Source organism: Methylocystis sp. Uni0008, assembly GCF_056838045.1.
Map to the genome: position 1 here is coordinate 3,775,170 of NZ_CM166370.1, position 15,847 is coordinate 3,791,016.

Genomic DNA, 15,847 nt, shown 5'->3' on the forward strand with positions numbered 1-15,847 from the left:
ACGACTTCAATCTTTACTTTTCGCTGACGGCGTTGCCCGGGATCGGCGCCGCCTCGTTGCGGAACGCCGCGGCGAAGAGGGCGCGCGTATAGTCGCTCTTTGGCGCCGAAAACACCTGGGTCGCCGGTCCTTCCTCCACCACCTTGCCGTAGCGCATGACGATGAGATGCGCGGCGAGCGCCTTCACGACGCGCAGATCGTGGCTGATGAAGAGATAGGCGAGCGAGCGACGGCGCTGGAGATCGCGCAAGAGATCGATGATCTGCGCCTGCACGGACATGTCGAGAGCGGAGGTCGGCTCGTCGAGCACGACGAATTTCGGCTCGAGCACCATGGCGCGGGCGATCGCGATGCGCTGCCGCTGGCCGCCGGAAAATTCGTGCGGATAGCGGTCCATCGTCGATGGATCGAGTCCCGTTTCCTGCAGCGCGCGCGCAACGATTTCACGCCGCTGATCGAGCGTGAGTTCGGGCCGCTGAACGGTCAGCCCTTCGGCGACGATTTCGGCGACCGACATGCGCGGCGAGAGCGAGCCGTAAGGATCCTGAAAGACGATCTGCATGTCGCGGCGAAGCGGACGCATGGCGTCGACGCTCTTGCCGTCGATGCGCTGGCCCAGAAAAACAACCGGCCCTTCCGAGCGAATGAGACGCAGCATCGCCAGCGCCAGCGTCGTTTTGCCGGAGCCGGACTCGCCGACGACGCCGACGGTCGCGCCCTCGCGCACCGCGACGGTGACGCCGTCCACCGCCTTCACGTGGCCAACGACACGGCGCATGAATCCGCGGCGGATCGGAAACCAGACCCGCAAATCCTCGGCTGACGCAACCACAGGCGCTTCGTTGTTTTCCACGATCGGCGCGCCTTTGGGCTCCGCCGTGAGCAGCGCCTTGGTGTAGGGATGCTGAGGCGAAGAGAATACCGTCTCCACCTCGCCCTGTTCGACGATGCGGCCCTTCTGCATGACGCAGACGGTATCGGCGAAACGGCGCACGAGCCCGAGGTCGTGCGTGATGAACAGCATCGCCATGCCGTAGGTGGCTTGCAGCCGCTCGAGCAGCGCGAGAATTTGCGCCTGCACGGTGACGTCGAGCGCCGTCGTCGGTTCGTCGGCGATCAGCAGATCGGGCTTGTTGGCGAGCGCCATCGCGATCATGACGCGCTGACGCTGGCCGCCCGAGAGCTGATGCGGATAGGCCCCGAGCCGCGCCTCTGGATCCGGGATGCCGACCTCTCCGAGCAGCTCAACGACCCGCTTGCGAACGGCGTCTTCGCCGCGCATCCCGTGCAGTTCGAGAATTTCGGCAATCTGCTGCTCGATCGTCTGCAGCGGATTGAGCGAGGTCATCGGCTCCTGGAAGACCATCGTGATGCGCGCGCCGCGAATGGCGCGCAGACGATTGTCGTCGATCGCCAGCATGTCCTGGCCGTCAAACAGCGCCTTGCCTGACACGGCTGCGCCGGGCGGAAGCAGACGGACGATCGACAGGGCGCTGATCGACTTGCCGGAGCCGGACTCGCCGACGAGCGCCAAAGTCTTGCCGCGCTCGAGCGCGAAGGACGCGCGATCGACGGCCTTGGTCTCGCGCCCCCCGTGCAGAAAGGAGACCGAGAGATCGCGAACGTCGAGGAGGGGATCAGAGGTCATGTGAGTGCGCGCAATTCGTCGAGGGTCGACGCGTTAAGGTTGATCGCTCGCATTCCGTCAGGAATTGCAAGGCGTCTGTCGGCAGTGACAAAAGCGCCGCAATTCTGGAGCTTCGCCGTCGCTACGTGGATTGCGTCAGGCATTCTCATGGACTTTACCGTCGCTCTCAGGCTTGCCGCTTGCACGAGCACACGCCGATCAATTGGAAAGGCTTCTATCATGGAAGACGACTCGAACAGAGCTTCATACGCGTCGCGTAACTCGCTGTCTCCGGTTTCCATAGGTTTCGTCAGCAGCTCTGCGACGACCAGCTCGCTGATCACGCCGACAGCGCCGCCTGCTCTGACGTGATCCAGCACCAATCTCCCTCGCGTGACTGGAAGGTCATCGTTTTCAAATGCGTCAATGAATACATTGGAGTCGAGATAGATTCTGACTCTCATTGCTGGCGAGGATCCCACTCGTCGCGAAGCGAGCGCACATGATCATTCACTTCTTCAAGCGAATGAAAATTGGCACGACGTATATGCTCATATTTGGAGAACCAGTCGTTGCGCGCGTCGGGGGCTGCGTTTTCCACCTCGATGGTGATCGTCACTCGCTTTTCGGCGCCGATCTCATCTCGTAAATCGTCGGGAAGCTTCGCCGCCGGATAGTGTTCTCGGACAATTCGGTTCATAGCCTCGCTCCGCCGGCAATGTAGCACGCCGTCACCGGAAATTCTTCCTTGGGTCGAACGCGTCGCGGACCGCCTCGCCGACGAAGACCAGCAGCGACAGCATCAGCGCGATGATCGCAAAGCCCGTCAGTCCCAGCCAAGGCGCCTGAAGATTGGATTTTCCTTGCAACAGGAGTTCGCCGAGCGAAGGCGAGCCCGGCGGCAGGCCAAACCCGAGAAAGTCGAGCGCCGTGAGCGTCGTGATCGACGAATTGAGAATGAAAGGCAGGAAGGTCAGCGTCGCCACGGTGGCGTTCGGCAGCAGATGTTTGACGATGATCCGGAAGTTGCTCAGCCCGAGTGCGCGCGCGGCGTTCACATATTCAAAATTGCGGGCGCGCAGAAACTCGGCGCGTACGACATGCACCAGCGACACCCAGGAGAAGAGCAGCAGAATGCCGAGCAGCACGAAAAATCCCGGGGTCAGGAAGGACGACACGATGATGAGCAGATAGAGCTGCGGCAATGAGGACCAGACCTCGATGAAGCGCTGGAACACGAGATCGACCCGCCCGCCGAAGTAGCCTTGTATGGCCCCCGCCGCGACGCCGACGATCGACGAGACCGTCGCCAGGATAAGTCCGAACAGCACCGAGATTCGAAATCCGTACAGCAGGCGGGCGACGACGTCGCGGCCCTGATCGTCGGTGCCGAGCCAATTATATTCGAGCGCCGCGCAGCCGCGGTTTGGCTGGCCCGGCCGAAGGCCTTTCGCCGCGGCGACCTCGCATTGCTTCTGCGTCAGCATCCAGGTCGGCGGAGACGGCGCCGGCGTCGGCAGCTCCAGATTATGCGTGTCGTAGGAAAAACGGATCGGCGGCCAAAGCATCCAGCCATGCGACTTGATTTCGTCGGCGATGACGGGATCGCGGTAGTCGGTTCGGGCGAGGAAGCCGCCGAATTTCTCCTCCGGATAGGAGACGAAGGCCGGAAACAGCAACTCGCCCTTGTACCACGCCAGAATGGGCCGATCGTTCGCCAGGAAGTTCGAGCCGAGCGACATGATGAAGAGCGTCATGAAGATCCAGAAGGACCAATAGCCGCGCGTGTTCGCCTTGAAATTCTCGAGGCGACGCCGGTCGAGCGGCGTGAGCCGCAGCCATCCTTCGCGATTGAGCGACGGGGCGAGATCGGGAGTGGTTTCGATCGCTGCGCTCACGGTCAGACCTCGCGCGTTTCAAAGTCGATGCGCGGGTCGATCCAGGTATAGGTAAGGTCGGAGATGAGATTCACCACGAGACCGAGCAGCGCAAAAATATAAAGGTTGGCGAAGACCACGGGATAGTCCCGGTTCACGATGCTCTCGAAGGAGAGGTAGCCGAGCCCGTCGAGCGAGAAGATCGTTTCGATCAGCACCGAGCCGGTGAGGAAGGCGTGTACGAAAGCGCCCGGAAAGCCAGCAATGACGATCAGCATGGCGTTGCGAAACACATGGCCGTAGAGCACACGCCGCTCGGTCAGCCCCTTCATGCGCGCCGTCTGCACGTACTGCTTGCGGATTTCATCGAGGAAAGAGTTCTTCGTCAGAAAGGTCTGGGTCGCGAAGGCGCCGAGCGTCATAGCCGTGACGGGCAAGATGATATGCCACAGATAATCCTTGACCTTGTCGAACAGCGACAGCTGCCAGAAGTCGTCCGACGTCAGGCCGCGCAGCGGGAAGATCTGCCAGAACGATCCGCCCGCGAACAGAACGATCAGCAGCATGGCGAAGAGAAAACTTGGAATGGCGTAGCCGATGATGACGGCGTTCGAGGTCCACATGTCGAATTTCGATCCGTCGCGCACCGCCTTGGCGATGCCGAGCGGAATTGAAATCGAATAGGAGAGAAGCGTCATCCAGAGGCCAAGTGAAATCGATACCGGAAGCTTCTCGCCGATCAGCTTGAGGACGCTTTCGTCGCGAAAATAGCTGCGTCCGAAATCGAACATCGCGTAGTTCTTCACCATCAGCAGGAAGCGCTCCCAGGCAGGCTTGTCGAAGCCGAACTGCTTTTCGAGTTCTGCGATGAATTTGGGATCAAGTCCTTGAGCGCCGCGATATTTTGAGGCGGTTTCGGCGGCCATGGTTCCGGTCTGGCTCGCGCCGCCTTGTCCGACATCGCCGCCGCCGCCGGAAAAACGGCCCGTCGCGCCGACGTCGAAACCCTGCAGCTGCGCGATGATGCGTTCGACCGGCCCCCCCGGCGCGAACTGCACGATGGCGAAGGAGATGAGCATGATGCCGAGGATCGTCGGGATCATCAGCAGCACGCGGCGGGCGATATAGGCTCCCATCTAGCGTCTCGCGTCCTTTTGCCTTCGAGCGAATGTCGTTCTCGGAGGACCCTGGGCCCCGCCGAAATACTCAGCGCGCCGTGAAGTTGATCTTGCGCGCCTTATCCTCGTCCCACCACCAGGTCCACAGCACGCCTGTGTCGAACTTCGGCGGGCGCTCGGGCTGGCCGAAAAGATCCCAATAGGCGAAGCGGTGCATGGGATTATACCAGTGCGGCGCCCAGTAGCGCTGCGCGCGCAAAACCCGGTCGAGCGCGCGACAGGTGGTGACGAGTTCGTCGCGCGTCTGCGCCTGCAGGGCTTTTTCGACGAGCGCGTCGATCGCCGGATTGGAGACGCCCGCCAGATTGCGCGAACCGGGGACGTTGGCGGTCTTCGAGCTAAAATAGGCGCGAAGCTCCTCTCCCGGGTTCCAGCTCATCAGCAGCACGTCGTGGACGATGTCGAAATCGAAGTCCTCGAGCCGCTTCTTGTATTGTGCGGCGTCGACAATGCGGATGCGGGCGTTGACGCCGAGCAGCTTCAGATTTTTGATGAAGGGCTGCGTGTGACGCTCGAAAACGCTGGAATTGTCGAGAAACTCGAATTCGAGCGGCGCGCCGTCGGGCAATCGCAGGGTTCCGTCCTTACGCGTGCAGCCCGCCGCAACAAGAAGATCATTGGCTTTCTTTAAGAGGACGCGGTCCTGACCCGAGCCGTCGGAGACGGGCGCGACGAAGGGTTCGCCAAAAACTTCCGCCGGAAGATCGGCGCGATAGGGTTCGAGCAGCGCCTTTTCCTGCGCGCTCGGCAAGCCTTTCGCTTCCAGTTCCGAATTCTCGAAGTAGGAGGAGATGCGCTTATAGGCGTCATACATCAGATTGCGGCTCGTCCATTCGTAATCGAAGGCGTAGCCGATGGCTTCGCGCACGCGCGGGTCACTGAAGATCTTTCGGCGCGTGTTGAAGAACCATCCCTGGATCTGGGGAATATTGTTGTTGGGCGTCGTCGTTCGCTTGACGCGCCCGTCCTTGAAGGCCGGGAAATCGTAGCCGGTGGCCCAGACGCGCGCGATGTTCTCTTCCCGCTCGGTGAACGCGCCCGCCTTGAAGGCCTCAAAGGCGACCTGGCTGTCGCCGAAATATTCAAAGCGGACGACGTCGAAATTGCCCTGGCCGATGCTGATCGGCAGGTCCTTCGCCCAATAGTCGGGCGCGCGATGGTAGGCGATAAAGCGACCCTGCTCGAAGGCCCCGACCTTGTATGGTCCCGAGCCAAGCGGCGGCTCCAACGTCGTCGCCTCGAAATCGCGGTCCTTGTAATAGGCGCGCGAAAAGATCGGCTGACCGACGACGCTGAGCGGCAGGTCGCGTGTGCGGCCAGGCGCGAAGCGCAGGACGAGCACGTCGTCGGCTTCCGCTTCCGCGCTTTCGAGATCGCGCAACAACTGGCTGATGACGGGGTGGCCCTTGGTCTTGAGGATGTTGAGCGAAAAGGCGGCGTCATGCGCCGTGAGCGGCGAGCCGTCGTGAAAGCGCGCCTCTTTGCGCAGCAGGAAGGCGTAGGTGAGCTTGTCGGGCGAAATCCGCACCTTCTTGGCGACGAGTCCGTAATAGGCGTCGCGTTCGTCGAGGCTCTGGTTCATCAGGCTGTCGAAGACGAGCGTCATGCCCGTCGCCGGATTGCCGCGCAAGATGTATGCGTTGAAACTGTCGTAGGTCGGACTTGCTGGCGACAGCGCCAATGTTCCCCCTTTCGGGGCCTTCGGATTGACGTAGTCGAAGTATTTGAAGTCGGCTGGCTCGCCGAGGTCGCCGAACGCCGAGAGTCCGTGGCTCTCGGTCTCGCCCTGCGCGAGCGGACCGAAGCGGTCGCCGGTGGCGGGCTGGGCGCCGGATTTCGCCAGAACGCGCGGGGCGACCAATGCGGCGGCGCCGGCGCCGACAAAAGCGCGACGGGACAGACGAATGCGCGTCAGATCGACGATCCTGGAATAAGCCAAAGTGACCTCAGGCGGAGGAGGGCGCGGCCAGTCCGCTTGCCCCTTGATGTTATGTCGGTTTGTTGCGAGTCGGCTAGCGCCTCTTGGGACTCTCAGGCCGCTGTGGCGATTTCCTCGGCCTGCTTCTCCATCAGGCGCGATTGCTGCGGGTCGTACATCCGGAGCGCCTTCACGTCGGTCTTGTTATAAAGCACAGCCGCCTCTCGCAGGTCCAGTCGCCCAAGCGCAGCCGTTACGTCAGCGGCGCTGGTCTTGCCCCATTCGATGACGAATACGGTTCGGTCCGCCTGCGCGGCCAGCAACCGGGCGTGCGGCGCTTCAAGCGCCGGCGGGCCGTCAATAACTACAACATCGAACCACTGACGGGCGAGCTTGAGCATGGCGCGCATGGTGACGCCGCTCATCAGCCCGCCCACCGCGCTTGGATGATTCAGCGTTTCCCCGCCATACGGCAGCACCGTGTAAGGCGCGCCTTTCGGCTCGATCAAGGCGCGCTTCAGATCCTCGCCGGTCTCCAGCACGTCCAGCAGGCCAAAACCGGGCCTTTCTCCGTCGGTTCGCCGGTCGGCCTCGACCAGCAGCACCCGGTCGCCGCCCTGCGCGAAAAAAGACGCCAGGTTCGACGCGATCGTCGAGCGACCCTCGCCGCGCCGCGTCGAAGCGACCACAAGCGCGAGCCCTTCCTCGCCGGCTGCTTCCGGCGTGAGCTCGGCGCAAAGATCGGCGAGCCACGGGGCGAACGCGATCCGCGCCACATCGCCGCCCTCTTTTTTCTCGGACTTCAACTGCGGAATGAATCCCATCACTTCGAAACCGCCGAGTCTTTCGACTTGCGCAGCTGTCTTGAGCGTGTCCTCGCGCCATTCTTTGCCGATTGCGTAGACGAGGCCGGATATCAGGCCCAGCGCGGCTGAAGCGGCCGCGAGCGCAATCCGCGGCGGCGTGGTGCGCGATGGGGGCAGCGCCGGCGAAACGACGCGAATGTCGCTGGGATCCAGATCCTTCACCTGGGCGAGTTCGCGCTGTCGGTTGAGCAGCTGTTCGTAGACTCCTCGCTCCGCCTTGGCCTCCCGATCGAGTTCGCCGAGCTTGACGAGTTCGGGACCGAGCGCGCCGCTCTCGGCCTGGGCGCTCCTGAGCTGGCTGGAAAGGGCCGCCTCGCGCTGTTCGGCTTCAAGATAGGCGGCGCGCGACGACGCCGTCATGCGACTGATCTCGGCGTTGATCTGGCGGCGCACGTCGGCAAGCTGCGCGCGCAGGCTGGCCACGTCCGGATGGCGCGGGCCGAGCACAGTCGCCTGATCGGCGGATTGGCGGGAAAGTCTGGCATATTCAGCGCGCAACGCGCTGAGCACCGTCGACTGCGTGGCGAGCGGCAGGTTTTCGCCCGCGCTCGCTCCGGCCTTGCGCAACAATTCATAGCGGGCGCGGGCTTCGGCGGTCTGCGCGCTCGCGAGAACGAGCTGCTGATTGAGTTCGAATACGCGCCGTTCAAGAAGGGTGGCGCCTTGGCCGGCCTCAGTGACCTTGAGGCGGGCCTTGAGTTCGGCCACCGCCTGTTCGGCGCGAGTCACGCGTCCACGCAATTCGGCGAGGCGATTCTGAATCTCCTGCGCCGTCATGGCGCTGGCGCCGGTGCGCAAACTCGTCTGGTCGTCGAGAATCTTTTGCGCGGCGGCGTTGGCGATTCCGGCGGCCTGATCGGGAGACGGCGCGGTCGCGGTGACGTCGATGACGTATGTCGTGCCGCGGCGCGCGACTGAGAGTTTGGCGCCAAGTTTTTCGATCGTCGCGAGCCGTTTCAGCGCGTCGGTGGAGCCGCGGCCTGCGAAATAGCTGTCCTGGGTGAGATTGAGCTGGTCGACGAGCGCGCCGAGGAAGCCCTCCGAGCGCGCAACCTGCACAAGACTTTCGATGGCGATGGCGTCGGCGCCGATATTCGCGAGAACGCCGCCGGTCTGCGTGACTTTTGCCGAACGCGGGTCGACGATGACGACGGCCGTCGCCGAATATTTGTTGAAGACGAAATATGCGACGAGGAAGGCGAATACCGTCACAAGCGTCGCGACCGCCGCCATGCGCACGAGATTACGGCGAAGAAAAAGCCAGATGGCGGAAGGCTCGACGAAGGTATAAGCGCGCGCCGGCGCTTCCCCCCAAAGATCAAGCGCTAGCGGCTCCTCTTCTGCAGGCGCGCCCGCGTTCAAACGCGCAGACTTTCGGCCGATAGTGCTCATCGTGGTTCCGCCGCGGGCGCCTCGCGTCGCCAGGCGCAAAACGCATAGAATAGATAAATCTTTAACCACGAGTTACGTTTATGGCGCAAGTATTCACCCGGCGAGAGGCGGTTGCGCTGCTTGCCGGCGCCCTCGTTCCGCGCGCGGCAAAGGCGGGGGGGCCGGCGCGCGTCGCCAAGGGGTTCAATCTGCCCGACCAGGTTCCGCTTCGCGCCGAACATTTCGCAAATCCCAAGACGCTTCGCGCCTTGTGCGATCTCGGCATGACTCATGTGCGCCTGCCGGCGGTCGCGGAATTTCTGTTGCCGGAATTTTCCACGCCGGCGACGATCTCGAGCGCAAAGGATGATCTCACTCGCGCGGTCGAACAGCTGCTCGGCATGGGCTATGACGTGAGCGTCGACCTTCATCCGGACTCCGACTTTCAGGACTTGCAGCGCCGCAACCCCGAGCGGGCGCATCGCGCTCTGCTCGCCGGCTGGCCGCCGCTCGCCGATCATTTGTCGCGATGGCCGGCGGAGCGCGTTTCCGCGGAGCTGCTCAACGAGCCTGTAACGACCGACGACGTCTGGCGTCCCTTTGTCGAGACGCTGGCGCAGGCCGTGCGCGCGCGACTACCGCGCAACGCGATCATCGTCGGCCCGGCGCCCGCGCAGCGGCTCGACGCGCTCACCAACTGGACGCCGCTCGCCGACAAGAATGTGATCTACGCCTGCCATTACTACGATCCGATGATCTTTACGCATCAGGGCGCGTCATGGGAGGAGGGCAGTCCATGGGCCAAGGTCGCCGGCGCGCCTTTTCCGAGCGCGAAGGATGACCCCGCGCTGTTGCGACTGGCGGCCAAGGCGCAGCGCGATGGCGACGCCGGCGCCGCGCGGGAGCTGCGCGAGACGGCGCAGCGCGCCTGGACCGCGGATACGATCAGCGCGCAATTCGCAGACGCGCAGCGCTGGAGCGCGACAAACGGCGCGACGATCTTCATCAACGAATTCGGCGTTCTCAAAGACAAGTCGCGACGCAGCGATCGCCTCGCCTGGCTCGCCGCGGTTCGCGCGGCGGCGGAAGAGCGGGGCTTCGGCTGGTCGCATTGGGACTACGCGACGGGTTTCGGCCTGCTCGACGACTCCGGCGCGATCGACCAGGGCGTCATCCGGGCGCTCTTGCCGGCGTAAGCGGCGTCGCAACGGCGCCTTGGCGAGCGTGGTCGTCCTCGCCCGCCGCAAGCGGCGCGAGCGCGCGATCGGTTGCGCCGAGGGAAAGTCCGACGAGCCCCATCAAGAAGGGCAGCGACAGGGGAACGAAATAAGCTTCCTCCTGATAGAGGCCGTTGACGAGACAGATCAGGATCGCGCTCGTCGCGAAAGCCAGCGCCGGCGCGCCGGTCGCGCGATATAATCTCCAGGAGAGCATTGCGATCCAGACATAAAAGCCGATCAGCGCGAAAGCCGCGACGCCCAGCTGGTAGAGCAGCACGCCGAAGGCGCTTTCAACCGCAACATTCGCGGCGCCGGCGTGCTGGAAGGCGCTCCAATCCAAGGCGGAAAAGTCGGGAATGGAAAGATTGCCGCCGTCGCCCAGCGTGTGGCCGATGGGCAAGGAGAGGAAGCCGTTCACGCCGCCCAATAATCCGAGCACATGGAAGTCGCCGCTGCGATAGCCGGATATGAACGCGACCGCGGCGTAGACGATGAGAACGCCGATCAATCCAAACAAGGCCCGGTTCGATTTCCGGTCGCGCGCAAAAAAGTAGAAAAGCGCGCAGCCTGCGGTCAAGGCGAGCGGCCCTTTCGCGCTCGTGGCGAGGAGCAGGGGAAAGGCTGCGAGCGACACGCCCCAGTAGCGCTCCGCCAGCAGAAAGGCGATGAAAATCGCAAGGAAGTAAGCGATGCTGATCGTATTGAAGTTTGGACCGATGAGGCGCTGCACCTCGAATCCGAAATCGCTCGTCAGCGTCGTATTGAGCAGGGCGGCGCGCCAGTAATCCAAAACGCCCGTGATGACCACGCCTTGTTCCATGTCGCGCTTGATTTCGTCGAGGTTGAGCAGACGTTTCGCCGAGAAGAGGTCGAGATAGGTCCATCCATTCGTCAGGGCCAGCCACCCCTCGATCCAGAACAGTTCGAAATAGGAGCAGAGCATCACAAGCGCCATCAGCGTGACCGCGATCTGTGGCATTGGCACGCGATGCTTGGCGCCGACGATCAGGAAAATCTGAAAGACGAGGATCGGCAGGGCGATATTGCGCAGATAGACCGTCGCGTTGCGCGGATTGATCGCGAGGCCGAGAACGAAAAACACGCCAACGACCGCCAGAATTGCGACGGAGACATAGATCATCCGCCGCACGAAAGGCGAGAACAGCGTTGGGCGCCGCATGAATCCATAAGCGACGACCAGGTAGCAGACCGCCGTCGTCACCAGACTGTAGCTCTTGAGGACCTCGATGTCGGCGAAAACGGAATAGTGGGGCGAGACGAGCGCGGCGAAGACGTTCTGAAAGATATTAACGACGAAAATGACGATCGGCGTATCCTGCTCCAGATAGCGCGTGACGACGAGCGCGGCGGCCGCGCAGAAGATAAGCGCCACCGCCTGCGAGGCGAGATGCAGAAATATCGGCGCGCCGGTCATCGCGAAGGCGATGACGAAGCCGCGCACAACGCCCGGCCAGTCCACGCCCGCTTTCGGGCGACTTTCGGCTCGGGCGTTCGCTAGGGTGCGCAGCTCTGTTTCGCCTTGCTTGGAAATTCGAGCATCGTAAAGTATAGCGCCTGTCGAGCGGATTGTGGAGCCTCGTCCAGCGAGCCGAACGCTTCAATGAAAGCGTAAGGATAATCATTATATTGGCGACTGCGGGTTCTTCGCTGGAGCCTCGGTCATTTAAGAATATGCCGTCTGTTATCGGCGCAGCTCGGACGCGTCGCCGCGCGCGGAGAAGACCAGCACATGACGAGTCGCTTCGCAGGCCTGACTCAAAAGGCGCGCTCCCAGAAAGACGCCATCGCGGCCGTCGTCGCCATGAGCATCAAGGGATGCGGCGCGCTTCTGACCATCGCCGTCTTCACGCTCGCCGCGCGCGCCATGTCCGCTGGCGAGTTTGGCCGGTTGGCGATCTGGTTCAACGCCATGTCCTTTCTGGCGGTCGCCGCCGTGTTCGGACAGGAGACGCTGATCGCCCGCTCGTGGGGCGAATACAACGGCAAGGGTCAGCCGGCGGCGGCGCGCGCGGCTCTTCGGTTCGGCTGGATCGCGACGGTCGCGTCGGCCTTCATTTTCGCTTGCGGCGTCTATTTCGTTTCGCCGCTCTTCGATCGCGGAGCGGCCACTGCATCCGTTCTGGCCGCGGCGGTGTTTCTGTTCATGCAGACGCTGCTGCATTATTCGTCGCACGCCACGCGCGTGATGATGAGCTATCTCATCTCGGAGACCGGACGAGAAATCCTGTGGCGTCTCGTGCTGATTGTCGTCGTGCTGTGGGCGACGCTTGACGGCGGACTGACCTTGCGGGGGTTTTTTCTCGCCGCCGCCGCCGGCATGGCTCTGTCGCTTGCGTTCCAGCTGCGCGCCGTCGTGCGCAAGCTGCGAGAGGAGCGGATCGCCGCAAGCATTCCTGCGGGCGAACGGCGGCGCTGGTTCGAACGCGGCTTTGCGATGTGGCTCTCGGCGATTGTCGAAGCGGCGAGCCAATATTCGGACGTCATGCTCATCGGCTATTTCGCGTCGCCGGCGGCGGCGGGCGAATATTTCGTCGCCGCGCGCATCGCCAATATTTTTTTGATGGTGCAAACGGGACTGAACACCTATTCGGTCTCGCATAGCGCCAGCCTCTACTTCTCGGGCAACGCCGAGAAGCTGCAGCAGATTCTGCGCTCGCTCATTATCGTCGCTGCGGCGCTCGTGACGCCCTGCCTGCTGCTGATCTATGTCTTCGGGGCGCAGATCCTGACGATCTTCGGGGAACACTACGCGAGCGTCTATCCGACGCTCGTCACGCTCTCCACCGCCGCCTACATCATGTGCCTGTCGGGCTCCGCCTCCGTCATCCTGCTGACGACGGGCCACGAGAAGCTCTATTCCCGCGTCATCAGCCTCGCGACGATCGTGCGGCTTTCATTGACGGCGTTGCTCGCGGCGAAATTCGGCGCGCTCGGCGCCGCCTGCGGCTGGGCGCTGGTCAATGCGCCCCTGTTTATGGCGCTCGCGGCCGTCTGCCGCCGATTCAGCGGCGTCGATCCTTCCATTGCATGCATTCTGCGGCCCGCAGCGCGCGCGCCGAGGGGAGCAGGTCAGGCTCTGACGCGCTCCGGAGACTGAACGCAGTCTACGAAGCCTCACGCGCGGCGCGGGTGGCGCGCGCGTCCAAGAGTCGGTGCGTCACTCTGCGTAATGGGAGAAACTTTGGCGCGATCACGACTCCGTCGATGCACTCGAGACGGCCACAACGATTGAGCGTGTGGAGCCGCGAGCCCGGCCATCGCGCGTCGGCCTCGACGAATTTCAGGGGAGTCTGGCGAAAGGTCTGCGGCGTCAATTCGTCGACCCGCATGATGGCGAGCCGCCTGCCGTAGCCTTCGGAACAATCCTGCACGGGCCGAAGCAATTCGCCGCCGATCCGCGCGACCGCGCCGGCCGGCCGAGCGAAGCGCGCGTCGACGAGCGCCGGCTGATGCGCATGCGGCCGCCAGGGGCCGAAGAGATCGTCCGCATAGTGCAGCGCCAGCGTATCGGAATAGCCGCCGACGCCTTCGCGCACGACCGACGTCATCCAGAAGCGCCCCTCATGTTGAAATATCGTCGCGTCCGCCGCTTCGATATCGTCGAGCAGGCGCGCAGCCCTTTCCCATCTGTGCGGAAATTCGACGCAGCGGTAGAGCGTGATCGCGCCAGACGTCGAGGCTTCCGGCAGCATGTAGAGTTCGTCGCCGTGTTCGATCAGAAAAGGATAGGAAAGGTGCCACGGCTCCTCCAGCGCAGGGACTGGCGCGCCACAAGGCCCTTCGTCGTCGAAGCGCTGAAAATAGATTTCGCCGACGCCCTTGCGTGGATCGAGATATTCGTAAAACACGCCGCTGACGCCGCGCCAAGTGTAAGGGAAGGGGTCCGCGGCGAAATTGAGTTGGCCGTCTTCCATCGCCCGCCACGGCGCGCCCCGGAGCGAACCCGTCTCCAGCACGCCGGGTCCGTCGGTAAAGCGCCAGCCGACGCGCCAGTGCGGCGCCTGGCAGCACAGATGGTAAATCTTGCGCGCCGTCTGGAAGGCTATATTGCGCGCCGCGAACGCCGCGGGACTTTTCGGCTCGCGCGTCGGGCCAGCAGCGGGCGAGAGTGAGGCCGCAGGCGTCGTCAGCGCCTGTTCGATCAGGGTCGTCGCGCGCGAATAGACCGCATCCAACCCGCCGGTGAGGCCGTCGGCGGCTTCGAGAGAGGGAAGCCCTTGCGCCAGGATTGCTCCGGTCGCGGCGTCCTCGACCGCAATCGTCGGCGCCTTTCCTGAAAGCAGCGCCGCGATCGCGTGTCGATCGGATTTTTTCCCATCGTAGCGCAGGCGCAACATGCGCCCGCCATCCACCTGCGCGTCGCCTACGAGATCGACGACGACATCCGCCGGCGCGAGCGCGGCGTCGGCTCCGACGCGCGGATCGAGAACGTCGGCGAGCGCCGTGCGTGAACGGCGCAGCAGCAGATGTTCGAGGGAAAGGAGCGGCGCGACGCCTTCCGGCCAGGGGTCGCCGCCGTCCTCAAAGTGAATGACGGTTTCAGCGTCTGGGACGACGCGCCCCAGTCTGTCTCGCAAACGCTGATGCCAGCGCAGAAATCGTCTGCGCGGAACGACGATGACGATGCGGCGCGCGCTCATGCCCGTTGGGGTTCCATCAACTTCAAATATTCGTCGATCATCGCGTCGAGGGGAAAGCGTTCGACAAGGCGGCGACCGCGGGCCGCGAGTGTGGCGCTGAGCGCTTCATCTTCGAACACGCGCCGCACCGCAGCCGCGAAGCACGATGTGTCGCGGGCATCGACGAATAGCGCGCAAGGTTCGCCGTCGACCGAGAGAACCTCGCGCAAGACTTCGAGATCGTTCGCAACGATGGGGACGCCCGCCTGCGCCGCTTCGACGGGCGCTAGTCCAAAGGTTTCCGTCGCGCTCGGGAAGACGAAACAATCGAGCGCGGCCAGAAACAAACCCATCTGCGCGGTGCTGAGTTCCCCCAGAAAATGCACGCGGTCGGCGACGCCAAGAGAGTGCGCCAGCGCGTCAAGTCGTTCGCGATCGGCGCCTTGTCCGGCGAGCGCGAGATGCTGCGTCCTATTTTCCGCGAGCACGGTAATGGCGAGATCAAGCTGCTTTAAAGGATGCAGCCGCGCCGCACAGCCAAGCAGAACACAGCCCTCCGGAAGGCCCAATTGGCGTCGCGCTTGCGCCTTGCTAACGGGCGCCGATTTGTCAAAAAAGCCGTGGTCGATACGCGTGATGCGGCTGCTGTAGCGATGCGGATATTTTCGGTAGGCGGCTTCGGTCGACGCGGAGTTCACGACGATATGATCATAGAGGCCGGCCATGCCCATCAGACGGTCGGCGAGGCGCAGCGGCGCCGCAATGAGTTCGGCAGGCGAGAGCTGGTTGGCGATGATGATCCGCGCGCCTGTCATGCGCGCGATGGGGACCGCGATGACATTGCCGTAATGCTGAAGAGTGATGACGACATCAGGCTTCTCGCGGCGCAATTCCCGAAATAGCTCCGCAAGCATCCTTAGAATGGCGATCGGCGACGAGGGCCGTTGCGAGACGCAGTAGACGACGTTTTCATCCTCATCGAAAGCGTCGGTGCGGCGAAATAGAAAAATCTGCCGGACCCGCCATCCGCGTTTCTCGAAACCCCGCGCGAGCTGACGCGCGACCTCCTGCGCGCCAGCGTTTTCGGCCTGGGTCTGCACCAGCGCGACTGTTTTTAAAGATTGCGCGTTCGTGGCCATGGCGGCAGTCT

Annotated in this window: 12 protein-coding genes; 2 read left to right on the forward strand and 10 right to left on the reverse strand. The window is 63.2% G+C overall.

Features of this window, described 5'->3' with window-relative positions; translation table 11 throughout:
- Positions 1-13: 13 nt before the first annotated feature.
- The 7 genes from AC0X69_RS18705 to AC0X69_RS18735 form a co-directional block, all read right to left on the reverse strand.
- Positions 14-1,648: an ABC transporter ATP-binding protein gene (locus tag AC0X69_RS18705; RefSeq protein ID WP_482609684.1), complete on the reverse strand. Its 1,635-nt coding sequence runs from the start codon at positions 1,646-1,648 to the stop codon at positions 14-16.
- Positions 1,645-2,091 carry a type II toxin-antitoxin system VapC family toxin gene (locus AC0X69_RS18710; protein ID WP_482609686.1) on the reverse strand — a complete coding sequence of 149 codons (447 nt, stop codon included), beginning with the start codon at positions 2,089-2,091 and terminating at the stop codon, positions 1,645-1,647. The genes AC0X69_RS18705 and AC0X69_RS18710 overlap by 4 nt, the downstream gene beginning before the upstream one ends.
- On the reverse strand, positions 2,088-2,327 hold the full coding sequence (locus AC0X69_RS18715; RefSeq protein ID WP_482609688.1) for a hypothetical protein: 240 nt from the start codon (positions 2,325-2,327) through the stop codon (positions 2,088-2,090). Before AC0X69_RS18715 ends, AC0X69_RS18710 begins: the two co-directional genes overlap by 4 nt.
- Positions 2,328-2,358: 31 nt before the next feature.
- Positions 2,359-3,531 (reverse strand): ABC transporter permease, encoded by a 1,173-nt coding sequence (locus tag AC0X69_RS18720; RefSeq protein WP_482613446.1) that lies wholly within the window; start codon positions 3,529-3,531, stop codon positions 2,359-2,361.
- Positions 3,528-4,640 (reverse strand): microcin C ABC transporter permease YejB, encoded by a 1,113-nt coding sequence (locus AC0X69_RS18725; RefSeq protein ID WP_482609690.1) that lies wholly within the window; start codon positions 4,638-4,640, stop codon positions 3,528-3,530. The genes AC0X69_RS18720 and AC0X69_RS18725 overlap by 4 nt, the downstream gene beginning before the upstream one ends.
- Positions 4,641-4,710: 70 nt before the next feature.
- Positions 4,711-6,621 (reverse strand): extracellular solute-binding protein, encoded by a 1,911-nt coding sequence (locus tag AC0X69_RS18730; RefSeq protein ID WP_482609692.1) that lies wholly within the window; start codon positions 6,619-6,621, stop codon positions 4,711-4,713.
- Positions 6,622-6,713: 92 nt separating this feature from the next.
- Entirely contained in the window at positions 6,714-8,858 is a 2,145-nt protein-coding gene (locus tag AC0X69_RS18735) for a GumC family protein (RefSeq protein WP_482609694.1), read from the reverse strand.
- Positions 8,859-8,938: 80 nt separating this feature from the next.
- Between AC0X69_RS18735 and AC0X69_RS18740 the strand changes: the two genes are divergently transcribed.
- Entirely contained in the window at positions 8,939-10,033 is a 1,095-nt protein-coding gene (locus tag AC0X69_RS18740) for a glycoside hydrolase family 5 protein (protein ID WP_482609696.1), read from the forward strand.
- Here AC0X69_RS18740 and AC0X69_RS18745 read toward each other — a convergent pair.
- The gene (locus AC0X69_RS18745) at positions 10,008-11,537 is read right to left on the reverse strand and encodes a hypothetical protein (RefSeq protein WP_482609698.1); all 1,530 of its coding nucleotides are present in this window, start codon (positions 11,535-11,537) and stop codon (positions 10,008-10,010) included. The genes AC0X69_RS18740 and AC0X69_RS18745 overlap by 26 nt on opposite strands.
- A gap of 270 nt (positions 11,538-11,807) precedes the next feature.
- Here AC0X69_RS18745 and AC0X69_RS18750 point away from each other — a divergent pair, with 270 nt between their 5' ends.
- Positions 11,808-13,175 (forward strand): lipopolysaccharide biosynthesis protein, encoded by a 1,368-nt coding sequence (locus tag AC0X69_RS18750; protein WP_482609699.1) that lies wholly within the window; start codon positions 11,808-11,810, stop codon positions 13,173-13,175.
- Positions 13,176-13,182: 7 nt separating this feature from the next.
- Here AC0X69_RS18750 and AC0X69_RS18755 read toward each other — a convergent pair whose 3' ends face one another.
- Both AC0X69_RS18755 and AC0X69_RS18760 read right to left on the reverse strand, forming a co-directional pair.
- Positions 13,183-14,718 (reverse strand): glucosamine inositolphosphorylceramide transferase family protein, encoded by a 1,536-nt coding sequence (locus tag AC0X69_RS18755; RefSeq protein ID WP_482609701.1) that lies wholly within the window; start codon positions 14,716-14,718, stop codon positions 13,183-13,185.
- The gene (locus tag AC0X69_RS18760) at positions 14,715-15,836 is read right to left on the reverse strand and encodes a glycosyltransferase family 4 protein (protein WP_482609703.1); all 1,122 of its coding nucleotides are present in this window, start codon (positions 15,834-15,836) and stop codon (positions 14,715-14,717) included. The genes AC0X69_RS18755 and AC0X69_RS18760 overlap by 4 nt, the downstream gene beginning before the upstream one ends.
- Positions 15,837-15,847: the final 11 nt, after the last annotated feature.

Excerpts from the sequence above, each read along its gene's own strand:
- AC0X69_RS18725 (WP_482609690.1), bottom strand. The coding sequence starts at position 4,640 with ATGGGAGCCTATATCGCCCGCCGCGTGCTGCTGATGATCCCGACGATC.
- AC0X69_RS18755 (WP_482609701.1), bottom strand. The coding sequence starts at position 14,718 with ATGAGCGCGCGCCGCATCGTCATCGTCGTTCCGCGCAGACGATTTCTG.
- AC0X69_RS18760 (WP_482609703.1), bottom strand. The coding sequence starts at position 15,836 with ATGGCCACGAACGCGCAATCTTTAAAAACAGTCGCGCTGGTGCAGACC.
- AC0X69_RS18705 (WP_482609684.1), bottom strand. The coding sequence starts at position 1,648 with ATGACCTCTGATCCCCTCCTCGACGTTCGCGATCTCTCGGTCTCCTTT.
- AC0X69_RS18750 (WP_482609699.1), top strand. The coding sequence starts at position 11,808 with ATGACGAGTCGCTTCGCAGGCCTGACTCAAAAGGCGCGCTCCCAGAAA.
- AC0X69_RS18735 (WP_482609694.1), bottom strand. The coding sequence starts at position 8,858 with ATGAGCACTATCGGCCGAAAGTCTGCGCGTTTGAACGCGGGCGCGCCT.
- AC0X69_RS18710 (WP_482609686.1), bottom strand. The coding sequence starts at position 2,091 with ATGAGAGTCAGAATCTATCTCGACTCCAATGTATTCATTGACGCATTT.
- AC0X69_RS18715 (WP_482609688.1), bottom strand. The coding sequence starts at position 2,327 with ATGAACCGAATTGTCCGAGAACACTATCCGGCGGCGAAGCTTCCCGAC.
- AC0X69_RS18740 (WP_482609696.1), top strand. The coding sequence starts at position 8,939 with ATGGCGCAAGTATTCACCCGGCGAGAGGCGGTTGCGCTGCTTGCCGGC.